Origin of the sequence: Prauserella flavalba, from assembly GCF_003202235.1 — a bacterium.
Taxonomy (GTDB): Bacteria; Actinomycetota; Actinomycetes; order Mycobacteriales; family Pseudonocardiaceae; genus Prauserella_A; species Prauserella_A flavalba.
Genome location: NZ_MASU01000007.1, coordinates 95,664 through 121,635, shown reverse-complemented (window position 1 = coordinate 121,635; position 25,972 = coordinate 95,664). Strand labels below are relative to the sequence as shown.

Below are 25,972 nucleotides of genomic sequence, written 5' to 3'. Positions count from 1 at the left end.
CGGCGTGATCGACCCGCACGACGCCGTCGGCCCGGCCGGGAGCCGGGTCACCATCCCCGTCACCGAGGACCTCGTGCGGGGCGCGCTCGAACTGGAGCGCACCCCGCACGGGATCCGGCCGCACCGCCTGCCCGCGTGGGCCAGGGCCCAGTGCGCCGACGGGCAGCTTCTCCTGGCCGAGTCGCAGCCCTCCGGCGTGCGGCTGGTGTTGCGCACCCGCGCCACGATGATCGAGCTGGAGACCCTTCGCACCACGATCGCCTACCGCGGCGCGCCGCCCCGGCCCGACGGTGTCTACGACCTGCTCGTGGACGGTGAGCTCGCGGGCCGGGGGAGTGTCACCGGCGGCAACGTCCTGCTGGTGGACATGCTGAGCGGCGACCGGGAACTGCGGCCCGGCCCGTCCGGCACCGTGCGCTTCACCGGGCTGCCGGACCGGGTCAAGGACGTCGAGATTTGGTTGCCGCACAACGAGATCACCGAGCTGGTCGCGTTGCGCGCCGACGCGCAGGCCGAGCCCGTGCCGCCGGGAACGCGCCGGGTGTGGGTGCACCACGGCAGCTCCATCAGCCACGGCTCCAACGCCGCGAGCCCGACCACGACGTGGCCCGCGCTCACCGCCGCGCTCGGCGGGGTCGAGCTGGTCAACCTTGGGCTGAGCGGCAGCGCGCTGCTCGATCCGTTCACCGCCCGCACCATCCGGGACACGCCCGCCGACCTGCTCAGCCTCAAGCTCGGCATCAACGTCGTGAACTCCGACCTCATGCGGCTGCGGGCCTTCGGCCCGGCCGTGCACGGGTTCCTCGACACCATCCGCGACGGGCATCCCACCACGCCCCTGCTGGTGGTGTCGCCGGTGCTGTGCCCGATCCACGAGGACACGCCCGGTCCCGGCGCCCCGGAGTTCGACGCCGCGACGGGGACGGTCCGCTTCCGGGCCACGGGCGACCCACGGGAGTCCGGCAAGCTCACACTGCGTGTGATCAGGGACGAGCTGTCCCGCATCGTCGCCGAGCGCGCGGCCTCCGACGAGAACCTGTACCACCTCGACGGTCTCCGGCTCTACGGCGAGGCGGAGCTGCCGCTGCCCGACCGGCTGCATCCGGACGCGGCCACCCACCGTCGCATTGGTGAGCGCTTCGCCGGGCTCGTGTTCGGCGAGGGCGGGCCGTTCGCGGGACCGCCGTGCCCGATCCGACCGCAGTGAAGGCCACCTTCACTGCGGCTGGGGTGTGCTGTCAGTTCCCCGGCTTCGCGGAGCCGACCACCCACATCGAGAAGTACTGCGAGCCGCCGCCGTAGGCGTGGCCGAGCGCGGTGCGGGCATCGTCGACCTGGTAGTCCCCCGCGCGGCCCATCACCTGCTTGGCCGCCTCGGAGAAGCGCAGCATGCCCGACGCGCCGATCGGGTTCGACGAGAGCACCCCGCCCGACGGGTTCACCGGCAGCCGCCCGCCGATCGCCGTCTCGCCGGCCTCGGTCAGCTTCCAGCCCTCGCCCTCCGGCATGAAGCCGAGGTTCTCCAGCCACATCGGCTCGAACCACGAGAACGGCACGTAGATCTCCGCCACGTCCACTTGGGACAGTGGGTCGGTGATGCCCGCCTCCCGCCACAGCGCCGCCGCCGCGTCCCGGCCTGCCTGCGGGTTCACCTGGTCCCGCCCGGCGAACGTCGTGGGCTCGGTGCGCATGGCAGTCGCGTGGATCCACGCGGCACCGCCCTCGACGGCGTCGCCCGCCGCCTCGTCGCCGAGCACCATCGCGCACGCGCCGTCGGAGGAGGGGCACGTCTCGTCGTAGCGGATGGGGTCCCACAGCATCTGCGACGCCCGCACCGACTCGACGGTGATGTCGGCCTGGCGCAGGTGCGCGAAGGGGTTCAGCGCGCCGTTGCGCCGGTCCTTGGCCGCGACGATCGCGCCGACGTGCTCGGGCGCGCCAGAGCGGCGGATGTAGGAACGCACGTGCGGCGCGAAGTACCCGCCCGCACCGGCCCCCACCGGCATCTGGAACGGCGGCACGATCGACAGCGCCCACATCGCGTTGGACTCGGACTGCTTCTCGTACGCCACGGTCAGCACCCGCCGGTGCACGCCCGCCTGCACGAGGCTCGCCGCTACCAGTGCCGTCGAACCGCCCACCGACCCGGCGGTGTGCACCCGCAGCAGCGGTTTGCCGTTCGCGCCGAGCGCGTCGGCGAGGAACAGCTCGGGCATCATCACGCCCTCGAACATGTCCGGCGCCTTGCCCACCACGACGGCGTCGATGTCCGGCCAGTCGACCCGCGCGTCCGCCATCGCCCTGTCCACGGCCTCGCGCAGCAACCCCGGCATGGACACGTCGGTGCGCTTCGCGCGGTGGTGGGTCTGTCCCGTGCCGAGCACGGCGGCGAGTTGCTTGCCCACGCCCTAGCCCCTTTCCAGTACTGCCACGAGGTTCTGCTGCAGCGCGGGCCCGCTCGTCGCGTGCGCGAGGGTCCGGCGCGCGTTGCCGGCGAGGATCTGCCTGGCCGCCTCGCCGATGCGCACGAGGCCGGCCGAGAACATGGGATTGCCCGTGAGTGCCCCGCCGGAGGGGTTGATCCGCACCTGCTCGCCCAGGCCCAGCGCGTCGCGCACGATCAGCTCCTGGTGTGTGAACGGCGCGTGCAGCTCCGCGATCTCGACGTCCGTGCCCGCCCCCGCCGCGCGGCCGGCCGACGCGGTCGAGGGGGAGCGGGTGAGGTCGCGTACGCCGAGCCCGGGGGAGTCGACGCGGTGGTCGATGCCGGTGATGACGGCGGGCCGCTCAGCGAGGTCACGGGCCCGCTCTGCGGAGGCCAGCACGATCACCGCGGCGCCGTCGGTGACGGGCGCGATGTCGTGGGCCCGCAACGGATCCGCGACGAACGGAGTGTCGAGCAGCTCGGCGACCTCGGTGTCACCGGAGACCTGGGCGAACGGGTTGCCCGCCGCGTCCCGCCTGCTGCGGGCGGCGACCTCGGCGAGGTCCTTCTCGCTCCACAGCCCCGCCTCCATCCCGAGCCGGGCCTGCAGGCCCGCCAGCGAGATCGAGTCCGGCCACAGTGGTGCGACCACGTACGGGTCGAGCTGCAGGGCGAGCACCCGGCGCAGCTGTCCCGCCGAGGACTTGCCGAAGCCATACACGAGCGCGGTGTCGACCTCGCCCATGCGGATCTTCAGCCACGCCTCGTAGAGCGCCCACGCGGCGTCCATCTCGACGTGCGACTCGTGGATCGGCGGGAAGGCGCCGATCGCGTCGATCGCGGCGATGAAGGAGAAGGCCCTGCCCGCGAGGTAGTCCGACGAACCGGAGCACCAGAACCCGATGTCGCGTTTGGACAGTCCGGTTTGCTCGAAGACCTCCTTGAAGATCGGCACGAGCATCTCGACGCCGTTGGTGGTGCCCTGGGTCCGCCGCACGCTCGGTGACTGCGCGAACCCGACCACCGCCACGTCTGTCATGGCGTACTCCTCACAAGTGGTGGGCGAAGGACTCGTACGGTGCGTCGGGCTCGCCGGTCGGCTCGAAGTGCGCGATGTTCTCGAGCGTCGTCGACCACTCCTCGCGCGGCTTCCACGCCGCCCGCACCCGCATGCCCATGCGCACCTCGGACGCCTCGCAGCCCAGCACGAGGTGCAGGAACGCGATGTCCGCGCCGTCGAGCAGGATGTAGGCCGCGACGTAGGGCGGCTTGATGCGCTGGCCGAGGAAGGGCACGTTGACGATGCAGAACGTGGTGACGATCCCGGTGTCGGGCAGCTCCACCTCGTCGGTGGTCGGCACGCCGTCGGTGGGGCACGCGCCGCGTGGCGGCACGTAGACCTTGCCGCACGCGGGACAGCGCTGGCCGAGCAGCCTGCCCTCGGCGAGCCCGCGCAGGTAGCGGCTCTCCTCGGGGGACGCGGAATGCAGGTAGTGCAGGTGGATCGGCGTGATGACCGTGCGCACGGGCTCGCCCTCGGCCTGTTCGGCCACGGGTGGCGCGGGAGGGGCGGGTGCCGGGTCGTCCGGCGGCGCGTCGACGCCGGTGAAGCACACGATGTCGCGGATGTGCCCCACGGTCGCGTCGGCCCAGCGGGCCTTCACGCGCATGCCGGTGCTGATCTTGGAGGGTGACCCGGCGTCGACGGCGTGCAGCAGGCACGTGTCGGCGCCGTCGAGGCGGATCAGCGCCCACGCGAAGGGCCGCTGGAGCGGTTGTCCTTCCAGCGGCTCGGCGACCCACGACCAGGACACCACGGTGCCCTCGTCGGCGACGTCCGTGAAGTCGGTGAGCGCGCGGGCGGTGTCCGGGTCGTACTCGACGGGCGGTACGTGCACGCGGCCGTCGTCGCCCCGCACGCCCATCACGCGCCGCTCGCGCAGCGCGTTGACGAAGCGCCCGAGGACGGGGCCGACCGAACGGGTGTAGTCGAAGCCCACGTCGAGCGGAGCCGACAGTGGTGTCTCGGGTGTCTCGGTCTCGGCGGCAGTCACGCACAGAAGTGAAACACGTTCTCGTGATCGCGGCAAGCATTGGATCGCGCGTTAAGCTGCTCGTTCTTGCTCATTAGTGGAACGCGTTCTAGATTCTGGGGTATGCCCACAACCACTGCTCCGGCAACGGACACCATCGGCCTGTGGAACCTCGCCGCCGAGCGGCCCGACCTCGTCGCGGTGGTGGATCCCGACGGCACCGAGGTCACCTACGGCGAGCTCGCCGGCAAGGCGAACGCCTACGCCAGGGGCCTGCAGGCGCTGGGGCTGGAGACCGGCGACGCGATCGTGGTGCTCCAGCCGAACGGCTCCGAGCTGCTCGCCGCCTACTTCGCGGCGATCCAGTCCGGCCTCTACGTCGTGATGGTCAACTGGCACCTCGTGGGGCCCGAGGTCGCCTACATCATCGGCGACTCGGGGGCCAAGGCGTTCCTCGCGCACGAACGGTTCACCGACGTCGCCGTCGCGGCCGCCGACGAGGCGGGACTCGCGGCCGACGGGCGGTTCGCCGTCGGTGCCGTACCGGGTTTCCGTGACGTCGCCGAGCTCGCCGCGGCCGGCGGCGAGGGGCGGCCCGAGCGCAGGACCGCGGGCTCGCCGATGCTCTACACGTCGGGCACCACCGGCCGGTCCAAGGGCGTGCGCCGCCCGCTCACCGGTGCCGACCCGGACACCGTGCCCGCCGCGTCGACGTGGTTCTTCGGCATCTTCGGGCTCAAGCCGTTCGACGGGCACGTGCACCTGTGCGGCTCGCCGCTCTACCACACGGCGGTGCTCAACTTCGTCGCGATCTCCATCCAGCTCGGGCATCCCGCCGTGCTGATGGACCGCTGGGACCCGGAGCGGATGCTCGCGCTCATCGAGCGGCACCGCGTGACCCACAGCCACATGGTGCCCACCCAGTTCCGCAGGCTGCTGGCGCTGCCGGAGGACGTGCGCGAGCGCTACGACCTGTCGTCGCTGCGGAATATGATCCACGGCGCGGCGCCGTGCCCGCACGAGGTGAAGCGGCGGATGCTGGACTGGTGGGGGCCCGTGGTCACCGAGTACTACGCGGCCACCGAGGGCGGCGGCACCGCGATCAGCGGCGAGGAGTGGCTGCGCAAACCCGGCTCGGTCGGCAGGCCGTGGCCGGGATCGACGATCAAGGTGCTCGACGACGACGGCGCCGAGCTGCCGCCCGGCGAGGCCGGGACCGTCTACATGCGCATGGGCGACTCGTCGTTCGAGTACCACAGGGACAGGGCGAAGACCGAGAAGGCCCGTGTGGGCAACCTGTTCACGCTCGGCGATGTCGGTTACCTCGACGAGGACGGCTACCTGTACCTGCACGACCGCAAGAACGACATGATCATCTCGGGTGGGGTGAACATCTATCCCGCCGAGATCGAGAACGAGCTCGTGTTGCACCCGAAGGTCGCCGACGTGGCGGTGTTCGGCGTGCCGCACGAGGACTGGGGTGAGGAGATCAAGGCGGTGGTCCAGCCCGCGGAGGGCGTGGAACCCTCCGATCGGCTCACCGAGGAGCTGCTGGAGTACGCGCGCGGCCGGCTCGCCAGGTTCAAGCTGCCGCGCAGCATCGACTACACCGAGGCGCTGCCGAGGGATCCCAACGGCAAGCTCTACAAGCGCAAGCTCCGTGACCCCTACTGGCAGGGCCGCGAACGCTCCATCTGACGCCCCGCCCTGACCTGCCCCCAAGGCCACCTTTGGTGCGCTCAACGCACCGAAGGTGGCCTTGGGGGCAGCAGTGTCGTCATCGGTCCTGGAAGTTCGGCGTGCGCTTCTCGGCGAAGGCGCGCGGGCCCTCCCTGGCGTCCTCGCTCGCGAAGACGGCGACGCCGTACTGGGCGTCGAGCTTGAACGCCTCCTCCTCGTGCATGCCCTCGGTGTCGCGCATGGTCCGCAGGATCGCCCGCACCGCGAGCGGTCCGTTCGCGGCGATCGTGTCCGCGATCTCCAGTGCCCTCTCCAGTGCCGTGCCGTCGGGGACGACGTGCCCGATGAGGCCGATCTCCTTCGCCTCCGCCGCCGTGAGGTGCTTGCCGGTCAGCAGGATCTCCGCCGCGAGCGTGTACGGGATCTGCCGGGGTAGCCGTACCGCCGAGCCGCCGAGCGGGAACAGCCCCCAGCGCGCCTCCGACACGCCGAACTTCGCGCTCTCCCCGGCGATCCGGATGTCGGTGCCCTGCAGGATCTCGGTGCCGCCCGCGATCGCGGGGCCCTCGACCGCGGCGATCAGCGGCTTGGTGAGCCTGCGGCCCTTGAGCAGACCGTCGATGTGGCTCGGGTCGAATGTGCCCTTCTCGAACGCCGTCGACGGGCTGTCGCGGCTCATCGACTTCAGGTCCGCCCCGGCGGAGAACGCCCCGCCCGCGCCGGTCAGCACGCACGCGCGGATCTCCGGATCGTCGTCCACCCGGTCCCACGCCTCGACCATGATCGCCAGCATCTCGCCGGTGAGGGCGTTGCGTGCCTCGGGCCGGTTCATCGTCACCACGAGCGTGTGCCCGCGTTGTTCCACCAGAGCGTGCGCGTCGGTCATCGCTGCCTCTCCTCGTAGGAGCATTGCCCAAAACAATAACATGTTCTAGTTTGTTCGACGTGGCTCTCAACATCGCGGATCTGCTCGAGCACGCCGTCGACGCCGTGCCGGATCGCACCGCGGTCGTCTGCGACGGCAGGTGCCTGACCTACGCGCAACTGGACGAGCGGGCCAACCGGCTCGCCCATCACCTCGCCGCCAACGGGATCGGCAAGGGTGACCACATCGGCGTCTACTCCCGCAACTCCATCGAGATGATCGAAACGATGTTCGCGGCGTACAAGCTCCGCGCCATCGCGATCAACGTCAACTACCGATACGTGCACGGCGAGCTCGCCTACCTGTTCACCAATGCCGACCTGGTCGCTCTCGTGCACGAGCGGCAGTACTCCGACAGGGTCGCCGCCGTGCTCCCCGACGCGCCCGAACTGAAACACGTTTTAGTCGTCGAGGATGGCAGCGACGCCGACTTCACCGCCCACGGCGGCATCGCCTACGAGGACGCACTGGCCCAGGGATCGCCGGAGCGCGACTTCGGCGAGCGCAGCCCCGACGACCTCTACATCCTCTACACCGGCGGCACCACCGGGTACCCGAAGGGCGTGATGTGGCGGCACGAGGACGTCTGGCGCGCTCTCGGCGGCGGCATCGACTTCGTCACCGGCGAGTACGTTCCCGACGAGTGGACGATGGCGGAGCAGGGCAAACAGGGTGCGCTCGTGCGCCTGCCCGCGGCGCCGCTGATCCACGGCGCGGCGCAGTGGGCGGCGTTCGGCGCGATGTTCGCGGGCGGGACCGTGGTGTTCGTGCCGCAGTTCGACGCGCACGCGATCTGGCGGGCCGTCGAAGAACACCGGGTCCAGGTGCTCACCATCGTCGGCGACGCCATGGCGCGCCCGCTCATCGAGGCCTACCGTGAGGGCGGCTACGACGCCTCCTCGCTCGTCGCCGTCTCCAGCCACGCGGCCCTGTTCTCCCAGTCCGTCAAGCAGGACTACCTGAACACCTTCCCGACCGTGGTGCTCACCGACGCGATCGGCTCGTCGGAGAGCGGGTTCACCGGCATCGGCATGATGGCCAAGGACGCCGACCACTCCGCCGGGCCCAGGGTCAACTTCGGCAAGGACGCGATCCTGCTCGACGACGACGGCGTCGTGGTGAAGCCCGAGCCCGGCGCGATCGGCCGCATCGGCAGGCGCGGCCACGTCCCGCTCGGCTACTACAAGGACCCCGCGAAGAGCGAGACGATCTTCGTCGAGGCTGACGGCGTGCGCTACGTCGTGCCCGGCGACTACGCCCGCTACGAGGAGGACGGCACCGTCACGCTCCTCGGCCGGGGCTCGCAATGCGTCAACACCGGCGGCGAGAAGGTGTTCCCCGAGGAGGTCGAGGGCGCGCTCAAGTCGCATCCGGACGTCTTCGATGCGCTCGTGATCGCCGTGCCCGACTCCCGGCTCGGCCAGCGCGTCGGCGCCGTCATCCAGCCGAGGCCGGGCGCCACCCCCGACCTCGCGGCGGTCGAGGCCCACGTCCGCGCCGAGATCGCCGGGTACAAGGTGCCCCGCAGCATCTGGGTCACCGACGAGATCGGCAGGCTGCCCAGCGGCAAGCCGGACTACCCGTGGGCCCAGCGATACGCGGCCGAGCACGAGCCGGCCGTCGACCTCTTGAAAGCGTAGGAGGAAGCCAGGAATGCGCACCGCGCTGTGCGACACGCTCGGGATCGATCTGCCGATTGTCGGGTTCACGCCGTCGGAACACGTCGCCGCGGCGATCAGCAGGGCAGGCGGGCTCGGTGTGCTCGGCTGCGTCCGGTTCAACGACGCCGCCGAGCTCGACAAGGTGCTCCACTGGATGGACGCCAACACCGGCGGCAAGCCCTATGGCGTCGACGTGGTGATGCCCTCCAGGATCCCGACGGAGGGCAGCTCGGTCGACCTCACGAAGCTGATCCCGGACGAGCACAAGGCGTTCGTCGAGCGCACGCTCGCGCAGCTCGGTGTGCCGGAGCTGCCCGAGGGCACCGACGAGCGCGCCGGCGTGCTCGGCTGGCTGCACTCGGTGGCGCGCTCACATGTGGAGGTGGCGCTCGAACACCCGATCGCGCTGATCGCCAACGCGCTCGGCTCGCCGCCCGAGGACGTGATCGCGCAGGCCCACGAGCACGGTGTGCCCGTCGCCGCGCTCGCCGGTAAGGCCGAGCACGCGGTGCGGCACGTCGACAAGGGCGTGGACCTCGTGGTCGCGCAGGGCTACGAGGCTGGCGGGCACACCGGCGAGATCGCCTCGATGGTGCTGCTGCCCGAGATCGTCGACGCCGTCGGGGACCGGGCGCCCGTGCTCGCCGCGGGTGGCATCGGCACCGGCAGGCAGGCCGCCGCCGCGCTGGCGCTCGGCGCGGCGGGCGTGTGGACCGGCTCGCTGTGGCTGGCCACCAAGGAGTACCTGGAGACGATGCCGGAGTCGGAGGCCATGCAACGGGCGCTGGTGGGCGCGACGTCGTCGGACACCGTGCGCACCCGCATCTACACCGGCAAGCCGGCCCGGCTGCTCAAGACCCGCTGGACCGACGCGTGGTCGGCGCCGGACGCCCCCGAACCGCTGCCGATGCCATTGCAGAACCTGCTCGTCGCGCCCGCGCACGATCGGATCCACGCTGCCGCCGACCCGTCCGTGGTGTCGATGCCGGTGGGACAGATCGTCGGCAGGCTCTCCGAGATCAGGGCGGTCGCCGACGTGATCGCCGAGCTGACCGGCGACTTCGACGCCGCGGTCACCCGGCTCGACGGCATCAGGTCGGCCTGAGCGCCTGGCGCAGCAGGTAGGCCACGGCGCCGGTCGCGAGCACGAGCGCACCGGCCAGCACCGACGACAACGGAAGGCTGACCGCCAGCACCACACACCCGAGCAGGCCGACGGCCGGCACGAGCCGGCCGCGGCCGAGCGTCCACGCGCTCGCGTTGGCGATCGCGTAGTAGGCGAGGACCGCGAACGAGGAGAAGCCGATCGCGTCGCGCAGGTCGGCGACCGACACGAGCACGGCCACCACCACGCCCACGGCCAGTTCCGCGTGGTGCGGCACCGAGAAGCGCGGGTGCACGGCGGCGAGCGTGCGGGGCAGGTGCCCGTCGCGGGCCATCGCGAGCACCGTCCTCGACACGCCCAGCACCAGGGCCAGCAGCGCGCCGAGCGCGGCCAGTGCGGCACCGGCCCGCACCACCGGGGCCAGCCACGGCCACGACGTCCCGGCCGCCGCCCGCGCCACCGGGTCGGTCGCGGCGGCCAGCGCTGAGGGGCCGAGCACGAGCAGCAGCGCCGACGCCACCGCCGCGTACACCACCAGCACGATTCCGAGCGCGAGCGGCACGGCCCTCGGGATCGTGCGCTGGGGATCGCGTACCTCCTCGCCGAGCGTGGCGATCCGCGCGTAGCCCGCGAACGCGAAGAACAGCAGCCCCGCCGACTCGAGCACCCCGGGTGCGTCCGTGCCGGGGAACGGCGTGAGGCGCTCACCACTCGGGTCGCCGGTCAGCAGCATCGCGGCGACGGCGGCCGCCAGCACCAGCAGGCTCAGCGTCACCAGCACCGTCGCCGCCCCCGTCGAACGCTGCACGCCCCGGTAGTTCAGCGCCGTCACCGCCGCGACGGCGGCGACCGCGACGGCGCTGCGCCACGGCTGCTCCGCCCCCGGCGCGACGTAGACGGCCACGGTCAGCGCCATCGCCGCGCAGCTCGCGGTCTTGCCGACCACGAAGCCCCAGCCTGCCAGGTGCCCCCAGAACGGGCCGAGCCGCTCGCGGCCGTAGACGTAGGTGCCGCCCGAGGCCGGGTAACGGGCGGCCAGCCGCGCGGAGGACGACGCGTTGCAGTACGCCACCACTGCGGCGACGGCGAGCCCGAGCAGCAACCCGCTGCCCGCCGCGCCCGCCGCGGGGGCGAACGCGGCGAACACGCCCGCGCCGATCATCGAGGACAGGCCCACCGCGACGGCGTCGCCCGTGCCGAGCCTGCGGGCCAGCCTGCCCGGTTCAGCGGTCATGCCGTGCAACCTAACGCGTCACCGGTTACGTCTTCCCGACCAGGAGATGACCGATGAGCGGAAAGGGGAGATTCGTCGTGAGGTGGAAAGAGACGATGATCGGCGCCGCCGCGGTGCTGGTGCTCGCCACGGCGTGTGGCCAGCAGCAGGCGACACCGCAGGCACCCGCGGAGTCTCCTCCGGCCTCCCAGGAGCTCACCAAGGTGCCCGGCCGCAAACCGGCCGAACCACCCGCTCAGGACCAGGGCGGATCGGTCCCGGCCGCGCAGATCGACAGCGGCGCGCTGCCCAGGGGCTATCCCGTCGAGGTGTCGGCGGGGGAGGGCGGCACCCTCACGATCACCGGTCAGGAGGGCGGCTGCAGCCAGGCGAGCGCCGAGGTCGGCGAGCAGCGCGGCGACCGCGTCACCGTGACGATGGTGGAGACGAAGCCCGCGGACAAGAACACGATGTGCACGATGGACATGCGCTACCCGCCCATCACCGTCCGCCTCGACGAGCCGCTCGGTGACCGCCTGCTGGTGCTGAAGTACACCCAGCGCACGGAGTGAACACCGTTTAGGGTGGCGCCATGACACGCCGTCAGGTCTCCGTCACCACCACGGTCGCCGCCTCACCCGAGCAGATCTTCGACCTGCTCACCGACCCGGCCAAGCACCCGCTGCTCGACGGCTCCGGGACGGTCCAGGCCGCTCACGCGGGCAACCCGGACCGGCTGGAGCTCGGGTCGAAGTTCGGCATGGACATGAAGATGGGCGCCCCGTACAAAATCAGGAACACCGTGGTCGAGTACGAGAAGAACCGCCTCATCGCGTGGCGGCACTTCAACGGGCACCGCTGGCGCTGGGAGCTCGAACCCGCCGGCGAGGGCAGGACCTCGGTGACGGAGACGTTCGACTGGTCGACGGCGCGCATCCCGTTCCTGATCGAGCTCGCCCGGTTCCCCGCCAAGAACAAGGCCGGCATCCGCAAGACGCTGGACCGCCTGGCGGGCATGTTCGGCGAGAACGGCTCCCAGAGCTCCCAGACCTCCCAGGGTTCCTAGGGTTCCTAGGGCCAGGCTGCAGTGAAGGCCACCTTCACTGCGTTCAACGCAGTGAAGGTGGCCTTCACTGCGGTCAGCGGAACGAGATCTGCAGCACCGGCTCGGAGGTCTCGGCGAAGAAGTCGTTGCCCTTGTCGTCGATGACGATGAAGGCGGGGAACTCCTCGACCTCGATCTTCCAGACGGCCTCCATGCCGAGCTCGGGGTACTCCAGCACCTCGACCTTCTTGATGCAGTCCTGGGCCAGCCGGGCCGCGGGGCCGCCGATCGAGCCGAGGTAGAAGCCGCCGTGCTGCTTGCACGACTGCGTGACCTTGTTGGACCGGTTGCCCTTGGCCAGCATCACCAGCGAGCCGCCCGCGGCCTGGAACTGGTCGACGTAGGAGTCCATGCGGCCCGCCGTCGTCGGCCCGAACGAGCCCGACGCGTAGCCGTCCGGGGTCTTGGCCGGGCCCGCGTAGTACACCGGGTGGTCACGCAGGTACTGCGGCATGTCCTCGCCGGCCTCGAGTCGCTCGGCGATCTTGGCGTGCGCGATGTCGCGCGCCACCACGAGCGGGCCGGTGAGGCTCAGGCGGGTCTTGACCGGCAGCTGCGACAGCTGCTCGCGGATCTCAGCCATCGGCCGGTTCAGGTCGACGGACACGACCTCCTCGGACAGGTCGTCCTCGGTGACCTCCGGCAGGAACCGGGCGGGGTCGCGCTCCAGCTGTTCGATGAACACGCCGTCGGCGGTGATCTTCGCCTTGGCCTGGCGGTCCGCGGAGCACGACACGGCGATGCCGACCGGGCACGACGCGCCGTGGCGGGGCAGGCGGATCACGCGCACGTCGTGGCAGAAGTACTTGCCGCCGAACTGCGCGCCGATGCCGAACTGCCTGGTCATCTCCAGCACCTGCTGCTCGAGGTCCTGGTCGCGGAAGCCGTGGCCCAGCTCGGAGCCCTCGGTGGGCAGGTCGTCGAGGTAGCGCGCGGAGGCGAGCTTGGCGACCTTGAGGTTGAACTCCGCCGACATGCCGCCCACGACGATCGCCAGGTGGTACGGCGGGCACGCGGCCGTGCCGAGGCTGCGCAGCTTCTCGTCGAGGAACTTCGCGAGCCGCTTCGGGTTCAGGACGGCCTTGGTCTCCTGGTAGAGGAACGTCTTGTTGGCGCTGCCGCCGCCCTTGGCCATGAACAGGAACTCGTAAGCCGGGTCCCCTCCGCCATCCTTGTGGTACAGCTCCACCTGAGCGGGCAGGTTCGTGCCGGTGTTGCGCTCCTCCCAGAAGTTCACCGGGGCCATCTGCGAGTACCGCAGGTTGAGCGTCTGGTACGCCTCGAACACGCCCTTCGAGAGAGCCTCCTCGTCGGTGCCGCCCGTGAGCACGCCCTCGCTGCGCTTGCCGATCACGATGGCCGTGCCCGTGTCCTGGCACATCGGCAGCACACCGCCCGCCGAGATGGCGGCGTTGCGCAGCAGGTCCATCGCCACGAACCGGTCGTTGCCGCTGGCCTCGGGGTCATCGACGATCGCGCGCAGCTGGGTCAGGTGCGACGAGCGCAGCAGGTGCTGGATGTCGGTGATCGCGGTGCGGGCCAGCGTGGTCAGGGCCTCGGGCTCGATCTGCAGGAAGCGGCGCTCGCCCGCCTCGACGACGCGCACACCCTCCGTGGTCACCAGGCGGTACTCGGTGTGCGTGTCCTTGCCCAGCGGCAGGACTTCGGTGTGCTGAAACTGGGTGGTGGAAGAGGTCACAGCTCGGGCTCCGTCGCACGTGGTCAGGTCAGGAAAGGCTTCGACCGTACCGCGCGCCGTCACCGGGAGAACGGGACCCGTGCCCGTCCGCGACGCAGATCACCTGCGTGGAGCAGGGAAACACCCTGGAAATGCGGAAGGCCGGGCCCACCCCGACGGACCCGACCTTCCGGGGAAAGCGACCGGCACCGGAGCACCTGCCGCGAAGTCCTGACGCCCTGGGAGACGTGTGGGCGGCGGGGACGTTGCCCCGCCGCGCCCACGACCGTCTCGTGATCCACGTCATAAGTCAACGCGGCCTTCCGGGTGTTCCCGGGTGCCCCGGCGTAACCGTGCTGGTCAGCTGGCGTAGGCCCGCAGGCGGTCGGCCCGCTCACCCTGCCGCAGCTTGGCCATCACCTCGCGCTCGATCTGGCGGACGCGCTCGCGGGAAAGCCCGAAGTGCTTGCCGATCTGGTCGAGTGTGCGCGGCTGGCCGTCGTCGAGGCCGTACCGGAGGCGGATGACGTGCTGCTCGCGGTCGTCGAGCGTCGCGAGCACACGGCGCAGGTCGTCCTGCAGCAGGCCCGAGATCACGGCGCTCTCGGCGTCGGTGGCCTCGGAGTCCTCGATGAAGTCGCCCAGCGGGGCGTCCTCCTCGGTGCCCACCGGCATGTCGAGGCTCACCGGGTCGCGAGCGTGGTCGAGCAGGCTCGACACCTTCTCCGCGGCGATGCCCGACTCGGCGGCCAGCTCCTCGTTGGTGGCCTCACGGCCGAGCTGCTGGTGCAGGTCGCGCTTGATCCTCGCGAGCTTGTTGACCTGCTCGACCAGGTGCACGGGGAGGCGGATGGTGCGGCCCTGGTCGGCCATGCCGCGCGTGATGGCCTGCCGGATCCACCACGTGGCGTAGGTCGAGAACTTGAACCCCTTGGAGTAGTCGAACTTCTCCACCGCCCTGATCAGGCCCAGGTTCCCCTCCTGGATCAGGTCGAGCAGCGGCATCCCCCGGCCGGTGTAGCGCTTCGCGAGCGACACCACGAGCCGCAGGTTGGCCTGCAGCAGGTGGTTCTTCGCCAGCTGGCCGTCGCGGACCAGCGCGGACAGCTCGGCGCGGCGCTCGGCGGAGAGCTCGGTGGTGTCGAGCATGTGCTGGGCGAACACCCCGGCCTCGATCCGCTTGGCGAGGTCGACCTCCTGCGCCGCGGTGAGCAGCGCGGTCTTGCCGATGCCGTTCAGGTACACACGGACGAGGTCCGCGGCGGGGCCCTGTGCGTCGAGGTCGGGCTCCTCGGTGGGAACGGTGGCCACGTCGTCCGCGCGAGCGGCCATCGGGATGTCCCGCTCGCGGATCCCGCGGGCCTCACGTTCGAGAGTCTGGACGGACATTCTGCCTCCCCGGTCAACGGGCTGACGTGTGATGCGGACGCACGCCTGCGTTGCGCGTCGCACCGGAGAGCCTGTGGAACCCACCGGCGCGAGCCCAGCTTGCTGGCTGGACACCCGGATCAACGCCGGTGCGCGTCAAATCGTTCCCGGACCCCGGGCTGTGTTGGGCGCCTCACCTTGAGCAAAGCTGAGGTTTTCCTGAGAACGATGAGAGAGCTGTGGTCAGGGAGGTTTCCGGGACCTGGTCTAAACCTCGACAAGGACGGTGAACGGGCCGTCGTTGACGCTGTGCACGGCCATCATCGCCCCGAACCGCCCGGTGCTCACCGTCGCGCCGCGCTCCCGGAGCCGTTCCACGACCGTGTTCACGAGCTTCTCCGCCGCCTCAGGGCGGGCGGCGGCGGTCCACGATGGACGGCGGCCTTTCCGTGTGTCGCCGTACAAGGTGAACTGGCTGACCACGAGCAGCGGCGCATGCGCGGTCGCGCATGATTCCTCGTCACGGAGAATGCGTAGCTCGTGCAGCTTTCGCGCCATCGTGCCGGCCTGCTCCGGTGTGTCGTCTTTGTGAATTCCCAGCAGTACCAACAGGCCGGGCTCGTCGATCGCGCCGACGACCTCGCCGTCGACGGTCACGCTGGCCTCCGTCACGCGCGCCGCGACCGCCCTCATGCCACCACCTCGAGCATCCCGTGCCGCACCAGCTCGGCCACGATCGGCAGCGCGGCCCGCTCCAGCTCCGCCTCGTCCTCGTCGTGGGCGACCGCCAGCAACCCCAGCAGATCGGCGAGTGGCAGCACGCCGCGGCACCCGGCGAGGAGGGCCGTGGCCAGCTCGTCCAGCTCGTGCTGCCAGCCGGGCCCGTCGGTGCGGTGCAGCCGGGAGATCACGGTCCGCCAGCCCTCGTCGGACGGCTCCTCGATGCGTTCCAGCACCACCGTGTCCGGCACGCGGAACACCGTGTCCGCCAACTGGGACCCGTGGCCCCGCAACCACTCCACCCGGTCCAGCCATGCGGCGGCCTCGCCCCCGAGCGGGTCGTCGTAGGCCTGCCGCAGGTCCTCGCACACGATCGTGGGCGTGCCCTCCGTGCGCCGCAGCGTCACGAACCCGAAGCCGACCCCGGCCACGTCGTTCGCCGCGAACCAGTCGAGCCACGCCTCCGCCTTGGCCCGCCCCTCCGCCGAGCGCGCGTCGATGCCCGCGTCACGCAGCCACGTGCCGACGTACAGCGCGGGCTCCGCGATGTCGCGCTGCACGAACCACGCGTCGGTGCCTTTCGGCAGCCACCGGCTCACCCGGTCGGCCCAGTCCTCGCCCTCCACATGCAGCCACGACGCGAGCAGATGGCCCACCCCGCCCTCGGTCAGGAACGCGGGCAGCTGCCGCACCACCAGCGCGCTCGCGTCGTCACCGGCGAGCCCCGAGTCGCGGTACACGTAGTCGACGCGCGGCGGGCCCACCACGAACGGCGGGTTGCACACGATCTGGTCGAAGCGCCTGCGTGCGACCGGCGCGAACCACTCGCCCTGGACCAGCTCGACGTCCAGCTCGTTCAGCCGGAACGTGCCCTGTGCCAACCGCAGCGCCCTCGCCGAGACGTCCGTCGCCGTGACGCGCTGGGCGTGCCTGCTCCCGTGCAGTGCCTGCACGCCGTTGCCGGTGCCGAGGTCGAGCAGCGTGCCGACGGGACGGCGGCTGGTGGCCCTGATGAGGCTCAGCGACGCGTGCCCGACCCCGAGCACGTGGTCTTCCGGCACGGGGCCGCCGAGCTGGTCGGAGTCGAGGTCGGCCACGACCCACCACGAGCCCTCCTCGTCGCCGTGCGGGCGGACGTCGAGCCCCGCGCGCAGCCGCTCGCCGTCCGCGCGCAGCAGCCCCGCCGCGACCGCGTCCCCAAGGGGCAGCGACCCGAGCGCGGCGGCGACCTCGCGCTCCGGCACCGCCTCGCCGAGCAGGAAAAGCCTGATGAACGTGCCCAGTGCGCCCGCGTCGCGGCTCGCCCGCAGCGCCGGGACCGGCTCGCCGCGCCCGAGCGCGGCGTGCGCCTGGCCGCCGAGCGCCTCCACCACGCCGTCGGCGTCGTACCGGGCCGCGAGGAAGGCGTCACGCAGGCGGGCGCAGAGGTCCGCGGTCAGCTCGGGAAGATCATCGCTCACGGTGTGTCATCGTCCCACGCCGCCGCCCCGCGGCACCCGGCGAGGCGGGGCCCGCCGTGGTCAGATGGACGGATGGGGACCCGACCTGTGGAGCGCGTGCTGTCCGGGCTCGGCGCGCGGCTGCCCGATCTCGAACGCCTGTACGTCGACCTGCACCGCCATCCCGAGCTGTCCTTCCGCGAGACCCGGACCGCGGCGAAGCTCGCGGCCCGGCTGAAGAGCGCGGGCTACGAGGTGCACACCGGGCTCGCCGGCACCGGGGTGCTCGGCGTCCTGCGCAACGGCGACGGCCCGACGGTGCTGCTGCGCGCCGACATCGACGCGCTGCCGGTCGAGGAACGGACCGGGCTGGAGTACGCCAGCACCGAGCGCGCCGCGACCGAGGACGGCAAGGAGGTGCCCGTGATGCACGCGTGCGGGCACGACATGCACGCCACGTGGCTCTCCGGCGCCGCGGCCCTGCTCGCGGAGGCTCGTTCCGCGTGGTCGGGCACGCTGCTCGCGGTGTTCCAGCCGGGGGAGGAGTCCGGGGGCGGCGCGCGGGCGATGGTCGCCGACGGGCTGTTCGAACGGGGCGGCACGCCGGACGTCGTGCTCGGCCAGCACGTCACGCCCGGCCCCGCGGGCTGGGTGCTGACTAGGCCGGGTGTGCTCATGGCGGCCACCGACGCACTGCGCGTCACGCTGCACGGGCGCGGCGGGCACGGCTCCCGGCCGGAGACCACGGTCGACCCGGTGGTGCTCGCGGCGTCGGTGGTGCTGCGGTTGCAGACGGTGGTGTCCCGCGAGCTGGCCGCGACCGAGTCGGCGGTGCTCACCATCGGGTCCGTCCACGCCGGCACCGCGCACAACGTGATCCCCGACGAGGCGACGCTCGAGCTCAACATCCGTACGTTCGACACCCAGGTCCGCTCCCGCGTGCTCGCCGCGATCGAGCGCATCGTGCGCGGTGAGGCGCAGGCCGCGGGCGCGCCGAAGGAGCCCGAGCTCACCGAGCTGGCGTCGTTCCCGGTCACGGCCAACGACGAGAACGCCAACGCACGTCTGACCGCCGCCTTCCGGGAGCACTTCCCGGAGGGCCGCGTGTGGGACGCCCCGCTGGTCACTGGCAGCGAGGACTTCGGCGAGCTGGGCACCGCCGCGGGTGTGCCGTCGGTGTTCTGGCTGGTCGGCGGCCTCGACGAGCGGATGGTGCTCGACGCGATGAGCGCGGGCCGGTTCGAGACCGACGTCCCCTCGAACCATTCGTCCCGGTTCGCTCCCGTGCTCCACCCCACGCTGCGCACGGGTGTCGAGACGCTCGTCGCGGCCGCGCTCACCTGGCTGGTCTCCCCGGGTATCGCCTGAACGGGCGCGGTGGGAGCATGGACGGGTGGAGGTGAGGCCGGTGAACGAGCACGACAGGCATTCTGATCCGGTGCTGATCACCGCGGCGGCGCCTTCCTACGATGACGAGCTGGCCGCGCGCAAGCGCAAGTACATCCTCACGATGGGCCTGCGGTTTCCCTGCCTGATCCTGGCCGGCGTCTTCTACCACACCTGGTGGCTCGCGCTGGCGCTGCTGGTGCTGTCGGTGCCGCTGCCGTGGATCGCGGTGCTGATCGCCAACGACCGGCCGCCGCGCAAGGCCGAGGAGGTCAGCCGCTACCGGCGCGAGGCCAAGCAGCTCGAAGCCCGAGAGCACCGCGTCATCGACGGTTAGGCCGGCGGCTGCGCGCCGACCCTGCTGACCGCCAGCGACCCGAGCCGTACCCCCGCGCGCAAACTGTCCTCTGTGGACTCCCCACGCAGCCACGCGGCGAGCAGGCCCGCGTTGAACGCGTCGCCCGCGCCCGTGCTGTCGACGCACTCGGCGGGCTCGGCGGGCACCGTCACGATCCCGTCGGGTCCGACCCACGCCGCGCCGTCGAGCCCGGTGGTCACCACCACGGCTCCGGCCGTGTCCAGCAGCCGCGTCGCCGACTCGACGCCCTCCTGTCCCGTCAGCGCCCGCAGCTCCACCGCGTTGGGCAGCAGCACGTCCACGCCCCGCACGTCGGCGAGGAACGCCGCGGGGTCGGTGAGCAGGGCCGCCGACTGCGGGTCGACCGAGGTGGTCAGCCCCGCCTCGCGCGCGGCGGTCAGCGCGGCGAGCCCCGCCGGCCGCGAGGACGGGTCGAGCAGCACGTAGCCGGACAGGTGCAGGTGCCGCGCCCCGGTGAGTGCCGCGGCGTCGATGTCGGCGGGGGAGAGGCGGGCGTTGGCGCCGCGGTCGGGCAGCATGCTCCGCTGCCCCCCGGCGTCCACCAGCACCACGACGCAGCACGTCGGCGCCTCGGCATCCACCGCGAACGCGCACTCCACGCCCGCCGCCTCCAGCCCGGCGCGCACGGCGCGGCCGCCGAGGTCGTCCCCGATCCGGCCGACCAGCACCGGCTCGGTGCCGGCCGCACGCAGCCACAGCGCCGTGTTGGCCCCCGCGCCGCCCCCGGTCAGGCGCACCCGGGCCCGCGTGTCGCCGCCGTGCACCACGGGGCCGTCGTGCCTGGCCACCACGTCGAGGCCGGCATCGCCGACGACGACCACCTTCACGAGGCCAGCTCCACCGCCACCTCGGCCGCGAGCCGCACGTTGGCGACCACGAGCTCCTCGTTCGCGTCGAGGCTCGCGCCGCCGCTCGCGGTGTGGAAGTGCTCCAGCAGCACCGGCGTCACGTCGGCTCCGCTCACCGCGCGGGAGGCCACCAGCTCCAGGCCCTCGGCGAGCAGCCGGTCGTGCAGTTCCCTGTCCATTTCGGACTCCGGTGGGATCGGGTTCGCCAGCAGCACCCCGGAGTCGGCGAAGTGGCGGTGCGCCGACACGATGGCGGCCACCTGCGCGGGATCGTCCACCCGGCGCGGCACGGGCAGGCCGGACGAGCGCAGGTAGAAGCTGGGGAACTCGTCCGTGCGGTAGCCCAGCACCGGCACCGAGTTGGTTTCCAGCACCTCCAGCGTCGCGGGGATGTCGAGGATCGACTTCATGCCCGAGCACACCACCAGCACCGGGGTGCGCGCGAGCGCCCCCAGATCGGCCGAGACGTCCCAGGTCACCGAGGCGCCCGGCAGCGGCAGGTGCACGCCGCCCAGGCCGCCGGTGCCGAACACGCCGATCCCGGCGGCGTGCGCGAGCACCGCCGTGCTCGCCACGGTGGTCGCGCCGGAGCCGCCCAGGGCCAGCACGGGGCCGAGGTCACGCAGCGAGAGCTTGTCCAGCCCCGCGTCAGGCGCGCACACGCGCTCGAGCTGGACGGGGGAGAGGCCGACGAGCGCCTGCCCGTCGAGCACCGCGATGGTGGCGGGCACCGCGCCGGCGTCGCGAACGGTCCGTTCGAGCCGGCGCCCGACCTCCAGGTTGCGGCCCGGAGGCAGGCCGTGGGACAGGATGGTGCTCTCGAGCGCGACCACGGCGGTGCCGCCGGCCAGCGCGTCGGCGACCTCGGCGGACATGGCGAGGCGGTGGGGAGCTGGGCTGATCACGGTGAGCATCCTCGCCTACCGGGCGTGGCGGAACCGCCGGTGGGTGGTGATCGGGTCCTCCGGCCACCGGCTCATGCGGCATCATGGATGCGTGAGTACGCAGACTTTGCCTGAGGTGGACACCCGGCCCGAGGGTACCGACACCACCGACGACGACGCGCCGAAGATGTTCCACTACGTGCGCAAGAACAAGATCGCCGAGAGCGCGGTCATGGGCACGCACGTGGTGGCCCTGTGCGGCGAGGTGTTCCCGGTGACGAAGTCGCCGAAGCCCGGCTCGCCCGTGTGCCCGGACTGCAAGAAGATCTACGAGGGCCTGCCGCCCGGCGGCGGCGAGTAGCCCGCGTTCTCGGGCCTGGCCTGGTCGTCCGTTCCCGCCGGGGCGTCGTCCCCGGCGGGACGCTCGGCGGCTTTCTCGGCCTTCTCGGCCTTCTCGGGTTTCGCCGGCTCCTCGTCCTGCCCCGGCTTGCGGGGCCTGCGCAGCGGGATGGTGGTCCGCTGCCACAGGCTCATGCCCTCCTGCTGGCGCATGCGCTCGCTGGCCCGCTCCATCTCCAGCCTGCGCCACCGGCGCCGCTGCCGCCGCGTCATCTTCGCGGGCCACAACTCCTGGATCGCCGAGTTGAAGTAGGCCCCGGCCACGATCGCGAGCCCGATGAAGAACGTGAACAGCAGGAACGCGATGGGCGTCGCCAGCGCGCCGTAGGTGTAGCCCGTGGTCGTGATCCAGCTGATGTAGATCCGCAGGCCGACACTGGACAGCAGGAAGATCACCATCGCCAGCGCGGCACCCGGCAGCCCCCGGTGCCACGGCAGCTTGCGCGGCAGCGACACCTTGTAGAGCGTCGCGAGCGCGAGCACCAGCAGCACCGCGACAGTGGGGTAGTACAGCGTGCCGACCCACATCGCGATGGTCGGCCGCCAGTCCAGTGGGAAGAACTCCGGCAGCAGGTCCGGCCCGATCGCGATGATCGGCAGCCCCACGACCAGCAGCACCAGGCTCGCCAGGTACAGCAGCAGCGCGAAGATCCGCTGCCACACCTCGTTGCGCACGCCGTACTGGTCGTGGGCCACCGTGATCGCGTCGACGAACGACGACATCGCCGACGAGCCCGCCCACAGCGAGATCAGGAAGCCCACGGAGACGATCTCGCCCTTGCCCGTGGTGAGGATGTCGTCGACCGTAGGCTCGATGATCTGGTGCACGACGCTGCCGCTGAAGATCGTCTCCGAGAAGTCGATGATGTTGTCGTGGACCTGCCGGACCACGGTGTCGCCGAACCAGTCGCCGAGGAAGCCCAGGCTGCCCAGCAGGCCCAGGAGCAGCGGCGGGAGTGACAGCGTCTGCCAGAACGCGGCCTCGGCCGACTCGGAGAAGATGTTGCCGTCCCACGCCTTGCCCAGGGTGCGGCTGATCAGGCGAAGGGGTCCCTTGCGCCTGACCCTCGGCTCAGGCGCGTGACCGCCCTCGCCCTCCTGCTTGCCCGGGTCTCGCGTCTCCATCGCGCTTCAAGCATGGTCCATGGGCCGGAATTTGGCGCGCCGGGTCCCCGTGTCGTCGGCGTGCCGCCGGGCTGCGCTGTCGGTGGCGGCGGGTACGCTCGGCTGCGCGCCCTCACCGCGGACCCGGCACGGCAGCCGGGAACGCCTCCCGTGGGGGCCTTCGTGTGTCCGCGAACGGCGCGGGCCGGTCGGCGAGAGGAGTTGGAGCGTCGGTGTCGGATACGGCCCAGGCCCAGCACGGGTTCGCCGCACCCGAACCCCAGCACGACGCCACCGCCCGCCCCCTGCGCGCGTGGCAGCGCAGGGCACTCACGAAGTACCTCACGCAGAAGCCCAAGGACTTCCTCGCCGTGGCGACGCCCGGCGCCGGCAAGACCGTCTTCGGCCTGCGGATCGCCGCCGAGCTGCTCTCCGACCGCACCATCGAGGCGATCACGATCGTCACGCCGACCGAGCACCTCAAGCACCAGTGGGCGATCTCGGCGGCGGCGGCCGGCATCGCCATCGACTCGAACTTCCGCAACACCACGGGCGTCACCTCGTCCGACTACCAGGGCGTCGCCGTCACGTACGCGCAGATCGCCGCCCACCCGAACCTGCACCGGGTGCGCACGGAGAACCGCAAGACGCTGGTGATCCTCGACGAGATCCACCACGCCGGTGACGCCAAGTCGTGGGGCGAGGCCGTGTCGGAGGCGTTCACGCCCGCGGTGCGCAGGCTGGCGCTGACCGGTACGCCCTTCCGCAGCGACGACTCGCCGATCCCGTTCGTCACCTACGAACCCGACGCGGATGGCTCCCTGCGCAGCAAGGCCGACCACTCCTACGGCTACGCCGACGCGCTCGCCGACGGCGTCGTCCGGCCCGTCGTGTTCCTCGCCTACTCGGGGGAGGCGTCGTGGCGGACCAGCGCGGGCGACGAGTTCACGGCCCGGCTCGGTGAGCCGCTGACGGCGGAGCAGACGGCGAGGGCGTGGCGCACCGCGCTCGACCCCGGGGGCGAATGGGTGCCCTCGGTGCTGCAGGCCGCCGACACGCGGCTCACGCAGCTGCGCTCCGCGGGCATCCCGGACGCGGGCGGGCTGGTGATCGCCACCGACCAGGAGTCGGCGAGGGCCTACGCCAAGATCCTCACGCGGATCGCGGGCGAGCCGCCCGTGGTGGTGCTCTCCGACGATCCCAAGGCCACCAAGCGGATCGGCGAGTTCTCCGACTCGGAGGACCGCTGGCTCGTGGCCGTGCGCATGGTGTCGGAGGGCGTCGACGTGCCCCGGCTCGCCGTGGGCGTGTACGCGACGAGCGCGTCGACGCCGCTGTTCTTCGCGCAGGCGATCGGCCGGTTCGTGCGGTCGCGCAAGCAGGGTGAGACGGCGAGCGTGTTCCTGCCGAGCGTTCCGGTGCTGCTGGAGCTGGCGAGCGAGCTGGAGGCCGAGCGCGACCACGTGCTCGGCAAGCCCCACCGCGAGAAGGACGGCTGGGACGACGAGCTGCTCGTCGCCGCCAACCGCACCGAGGACGAGCCCGGCGAGGAGGAGAAGGCGTTCACGTCGCTCGGCGCATCCGCCGAGCTGGACCAGGTGATCTACGACGGGAACTCCTTCGGCACCGCGGTCTTCTCCGGCAGCGACGAGGAGCAGGAGTACCTGGGGCTTCCGGGGCTGCTGGAGCCGGACCAGGTGCGCGCGCTGCTGCGCAAGCGGCAGGAGGAGCAGCTCGCCGACGCCAAGCGGCGCAAGCCGCAGGCCGCGGAGGCGCCTGCCGCCGAGGCGGCGCCGAAGCCGAGGTCGGTGAGCGAGCGGATCCAGTCGCTGCGCAAGGAGCTCAACACCCTCGTCGGCGTCTACCACCACCGCACCCGCAAGCCCCACGGTGCCATCCACAGCGAGCTGCGCCGCATCTGCGGCGGCCCGCCCACCGCGATGGCCACGGTGGAGCAGCTCGAGGAGCGCATCGCCACCCTCCGCAGCTGGTAACCGCCCCGCGAGTCGTGCGTTCCCGTTCGCGAGTCGTGCGTTCCTGCTCGCGAGTCGTGCGTTCCTGCTCGCGAGTCGTGCGTTCCCGTTCGCGAGTCGTGCGTTCCCGTTCGCGAGTCCCCCGCTCTGGCGCGCGAGTTGCCCGCTCGAGCCCGTGAGTTGCCGCTCTGGTGCCCGAGTTGCCCGCTCGGGGGTCGAAACCCGGGTGCCGCGCCGTTCCTGAGCGCACGACTCGCGGTCCGGAGTGCACGACTCGCGGGCTGGAGTGCACGACTCGCGGGTTACCAAACCGTGTCCGCTACGGGTGTTCTTAATCGGTACAGAGGTCTTCCCGGCGCCGGTTCGGCGGGCATATGTTGTCGCCCACAACATTTGCGCGACGTGGCGCCGGCCCTTTCCGGGCCGCCGCTCGTCGGCTGGGAAATCCGGAAAGGTTCTACGGATGCGGACCAAGAGACCTCTTGCATTCGCCGCCGCCGTGCTGGGCGTTACGTTCACGCTCGCGGCTTGCGGTGCCAACACCGGGGGCGGCGACGAGGGCGGCGCGGGCGATACGTCCGCGCAGGAAGAAGCCGCCCCGAACGGCAAGGTCGGCGTGATCCTCCCCGAGACGGCCACCTCGGCCCGCTGGGAGGGCTTCGACAAGCCGATGATCGAGGAGGCGCTGCGCGCCGAGGGGTTCGACCCCGACGTGCAGAACGCCCAGGGTGACGTCCAGAAGTTCACGACGCTGGCCGACGGCATGATCTCCCAGGGCGTGAAGGTGCTCGTGATCGCCTCGATCAACAGCGAGGTCGGCAGCGCGGTCGCGGCCAAGGCCAAGAACGCGGGCATCCCGACCATCGACTACGACCGCCTCAACCTCGGCGGCGGCTCCGACTACTACGTCTCCTTCGACAACGTGAAGGTCGGCGAGCTCCAGGGCGAGGGCCTCGCCAAGGCGCTCGAGGGCAAGCGCGGCGCGCAGGTCATCGAGATCGAGGGCGCCCCCACGGACAACAACGCGACGCTCTTCCACGAGGGCCAGCGCAACGTCCTGCAGCCGCTGTACGACAACGGCACCCTCAAGCTCGTGCAGAGCCAGCCCATCGACGACTGGAACAACCAGAAGGGCGGCACGACCTTCGAGCAGATCCTGACGTCCAACGGCGGCAAGGTCGACGGCGTCGTCGCCGCCAACGACGGGCTCGCGGGCGCGATCATCACGGTGCTCAAGAAGAACGGCATGGCCGGCAAGGTCCCCGTGACCGGCCAGGACGCCACCCCGGACGGCCTCAAGGCCATCCTGCGCGGCGACCAGTACATGACGGTCTTCAAGCCCATCCAGGAGGAGGCCGAGGCGACGGCGAAGCTCGCCGCCGCACTGGCCAAGGGCGACACGGCGGCCGCCGACGCCCTGGCGAAGGACAAGAGCCACGACCCCGAGGGCAACCGCGAGGTCAAGTCCGTGCTGCTGGAGCCCTACCTGATCACGAAGGACGAGGTCAAGCGCGTGATCGACGAGGGCTACGTCAAGGCCAGCGAGGTCTGCACGGGTGATCTGCAGGCGACCTGCTCGGAGCTCGGGATCTCCTGACCCGGCCACCGATCACCGGGGCGGGACGCGCACCCCGACGCCGCGTTCCG

23 protein-coding genes are annotated in these 25,972 nt (G+C 71.6%); 11 read left to right on the top strand and 12 right to left on the bottom strand.

Annotation, left to right across the window (positions count from 1 at the left end; all coding sequences use genetic code 11):
- Window positions 1-7 precede the first annotated feature (7 nt).
- On the top strand, window positions 8-1,207 hold the full coding sequence (locus BA062_RS19055) for a GDSL-type esterase/lipase family protein (protein WP_110339060.1): 1,200 nt from the start codon (window positions 8-10) through the stop codon (window positions 1,205-1,207).
- A gap of 31 nt (window positions 1,208-1,238) precedes the next feature.
- On the opposite strand, the gene BA062_RS19050 is transcribed toward BA062_RS19055, so the two are convergent.
- Genes BA062_RS19050 through BA062_RS19040 form a run of 3 tightly spaced genes read right to left on the bottom strand, consistent with a single transcriptional unit; the run spans window position 1,239 to window position 4,479 of the window.
- Entirely contained in the window at window positions 1,239-2,405 is a 1,167-nt protein-coding gene (locus tag BA062_RS19050; protein WP_110338583.1) for a thiolase domain-containing protein, read from the bottom strand.
- Between the two features lie 3 nt (window positions 2,406-2,408).
- Window positions 2,409-3,464, bottom strand: coding sequence for a thiolase domain-containing protein (locus BA062_RS19045; RefSeq protein ID WP_110338581.1), 1,056 nt, complete (start codon window positions 3,462-3,464; stop codon window positions 2,409-2,411).
- A 10-nt stretch (window positions 3,465-3,474) separates the two neighbouring features.
- Window positions 3,475-4,479: a Zn-ribbon domain-containing OB-fold protein gene (locus tag BA062_RS19040; RefSeq protein ID WP_110338579.1), complete on the bottom strand. Its 1,005-nt coding sequence runs from the start codon at window positions 4,477-4,479 to the stop codon at window positions 3,475-3,477.
- Between the two features lie 102 nt (window positions 4,480-4,581).
- Between BA062_RS19040 and BA062_RS19035 the strand changes: the two genes are divergently transcribed.
- Window positions 4,582-6,156 (top strand): acyl-CoA synthetase, encoded by a 1,575-nt coding sequence (locus BA062_RS19035; RefSeq protein WP_110338577.1) that lies wholly within the window; start codon window positions 4,582-4,584, stop codon window positions 6,154-6,156.
- 79 nt (window positions 6,157-6,235) lie between these two features.
- Here the strand turns inward: BA062_RS19035 and BA062_RS19030 are convergent, their stop codons facing one another.
- Window positions 6,236-7,024 (bottom strand): crotonase/enoyl-CoA hydratase family protein, encoded by a 789-nt coding sequence (locus BA062_RS19030; protein WP_110338575.1) that lies wholly within the window; start codon window positions 7,022-7,024, stop codon window positions 6,236-6,238.
- Between the two features lie 59 nt (window positions 7,025-7,083).
- Between BA062_RS19030 and BA062_RS19025 the strand changes: the two genes are divergently transcribed.
- Together BA062_RS19025 and BA062_RS19020 are read left to right on the top strand one after the other, a co-directional pair.
- Window positions 7,084-8,703 carry an acyl-CoA synthetase gene (locus BA062_RS19025; protein WP_110339058.1) on the top strand — a complete coding sequence of 540 codons (1,620 nt, stop codon included), beginning with the start codon at window positions 7,084-7,086 and terminating at the stop codon, window positions 8,701-8,703.
- Window positions 8,704-8,716: 13 nt separating this feature from the next.
- Complete coding sequence (locus BA062_RS19020) at window positions 8,717-9,829, top strand: NAD(P)H-dependent flavin oxidoreductase (RefSeq protein WP_110338573.1); 1,113 nt, start codon at window positions 8,717-8,719, stop codon at window positions 9,827-9,829.
- Here the strand turns inward: BA062_RS19020 and BA062_RS19015 are convergent.
- Window positions 9,816-11,063, bottom strand: coding sequence for an APC family permease (locus BA062_RS19015; protein WP_110338571.1), 1,248 nt, complete (start codon window positions 11,061-11,063; stop codon window positions 9,816-9,818). The two genes, BA062_RS19020 and BA062_RS19015, sit on opposite strands and share 14 nt — an antisense overlap.
- Before the next feature lie 77 nt (window positions 11,064-11,140).
- Here BA062_RS19015 and BA062_RS19010 point away from each other — a divergent pair, with 77 nt between their 5' ends.
- Together BA062_RS19010 and BA062_RS19005 are read left to right on the top strand one after the other, a co-directional pair.
- Entirely contained in the window at window positions 11,141-11,614 is a 474-nt protein-coding gene (locus BA062_RS19010) for a hypothetical protein (protein WP_245959900.1), read from the top strand.
- 20 nt (window positions 11,615-11,634) lie between these two features.
- Window positions 11,635-12,108, top strand: a complete 474-nt coding sequence (locus tag BA062_RS19005; protein ID WP_110338567.1) for an SRPBCC family protein — start codon at window positions 11,635-11,637, stop codon at window positions 12,106-12,108.
- A gap of 73 nt (window positions 12,109-12,181) precedes the next feature.
- Here the strand turns inward: BA062_RS19005 and BA062_RS19000 are convergent, their stop codons facing one another.
- From BA062_RS19000 to BA062_RS18985, 4 genes are all read right to left on the bottom strand, one after another.
- Window positions 12,182-13,846, bottom strand: coding sequence for a fumarate hydratase (locus BA062_RS19000; RefSeq protein ID WP_110338565.1), 1,665 nt, complete (start codon window positions 13,844-13,846; stop codon window positions 12,182-12,184).
- Between the two features lie 339 nt (window positions 13,847-14,185).
- A complete protein-coding gene (locus BA062_RS18995) occupies window positions 14,186-15,214 on the bottom strand; it encodes a sigma-70 family RNA polymerase sigma factor (RefSeq protein WP_110338563.1) in 1,029 nt (342 codons plus the stop codon).
- A 246-nt stretch (window positions 15,215-15,460) separates the two neighbouring features.
- Window positions 15,461-15,886, bottom strand: a complete 426-nt coding sequence (gene dtd / locus BA062_RS18990; RefSeq protein WP_110338561.1) for a D-aminoacyl-tRNA deacylase — start codon at window positions 15,884-15,886, stop codon at window positions 15,461-15,463.
- Window positions 15,883-17,373 carry a DUF7782 domain-containing protein gene (locus BA062_RS18985; RefSeq protein WP_110338559.1) on the bottom strand — a complete coding sequence of 497 codons (1,491 nt, stop codon included), beginning with the start codon at window positions 17,371-17,373 and terminating at the stop codon, window positions 15,883-15,885. The genes dtd and BA062_RS18985 overlap by 4 nt, the downstream gene beginning before the upstream one ends.
- A gap of 72 nt (window positions 17,374-17,445) precedes the next feature.
- Between BA062_RS18985 and BA062_RS18980 the strand changes: the two genes are divergently transcribed.
- Window positions 17,446-18,720: a M20 family metallopeptidase gene (locus BA062_RS18980; protein ID WP_110339056.1), complete on the top strand. Its 1,275-nt coding sequence runs from the start codon at window positions 17,446-17,448 to the stop codon at window positions 18,718-18,720.
- 40 nt (window positions 18,721-18,760) lie between these two features.
- Window positions 18,761-19,075 (top strand): DUF3099 domain-containing protein, encoded by a 315-nt coding sequence (locus BA062_RS18975; RefSeq protein ID WP_110339054.1) that lies wholly within the window; start codon window positions 18,761-18,763, stop codon window positions 19,073-19,075.
- On the opposite strand, the gene BA062_RS18970 is transcribed toward BA062_RS18975, so the two are convergent.
- Complete coding sequence (locus tag BA062_RS18970; protein WP_110338557.1) at window positions 19,072-19,944, bottom strand: carbohydrate kinase family protein; 873 nt, start codon at window positions 19,942-19,944, stop codon at window positions 19,072-19,074. The two genes, BA062_RS18975 and BA062_RS18970, sit on opposite strands and share 4 nt — an antisense overlap.
- Window positions 19,941-20,840: a pseudouridine-5'-phosphate glycosidase gene (locus BA062_RS18965; RefSeq protein WP_245959916.1), complete on the bottom strand. Its 900-nt coding sequence runs from the start codon at window positions 20,838-20,840 to the stop codon at window positions 19,941-19,943. The genes BA062_RS18970 and BA062_RS18965 overlap by 4 nt, the downstream gene beginning before the upstream one ends.
- A gap of 121 nt (window positions 20,841-20,961) precedes the next feature.
- Between BA062_RS18965 and BA062_RS18960 the strand changes: the two genes are divergently transcribed.
- The gene (locus BA062_RS18960) at window positions 20,962-21,210 is read left to right on the top strand and encodes a DUF3039 domain-containing protein (RefSeq protein ID WP_110338553.1); all 249 of its coding nucleotides are present in this window, start codon (window positions 20,962-20,964) and stop codon (window positions 21,208-21,210) included.
- Here BA062_RS18960 and BA062_RS18955 read toward each other — a convergent pair.
- The gene (locus BA062_RS18955; protein WP_110338551.1) at window positions 21,177-22,373 is read right to left on the bottom strand and encodes a YihY/virulence factor BrkB family protein; all 1,197 of its coding nucleotides are present in this window, start codon (window positions 22,371-22,373) and stop codon (window positions 21,177-21,179) included. The two genes, BA062_RS18960 and BA062_RS18955, sit on opposite strands and share 34 nt — an antisense overlap.
- Before the next feature lie 212 nt (window positions 22,374-22,585).
- On the opposite strand from BA062_RS18955, the gene BA062_RS18950 reads away from it, so the two are divergent.
- Window positions 22,586-24,346, top strand: a complete 1,761-nt coding sequence (locus BA062_RS18950; RefSeq protein ID WP_110338549.1) for a DEAD/DEAH box helicase — start codon at window positions 22,586-22,588, stop codon at window positions 24,344-24,346.
- 442 nt (window positions 24,347-24,788) lie between these two features.
- Window positions 24,789-25,922: a sugar ABC transporter substrate-binding protein gene (locus BA062_RS18945; RefSeq protein WP_110338547.1), complete on the top strand. Its 1,134-nt coding sequence runs from the start codon at window positions 24,789-24,791 to the stop codon at window positions 25,920-25,922.
- The last annotated feature ends 50 nt before the right edge of the window (window positions 25,923-25,972 follow it).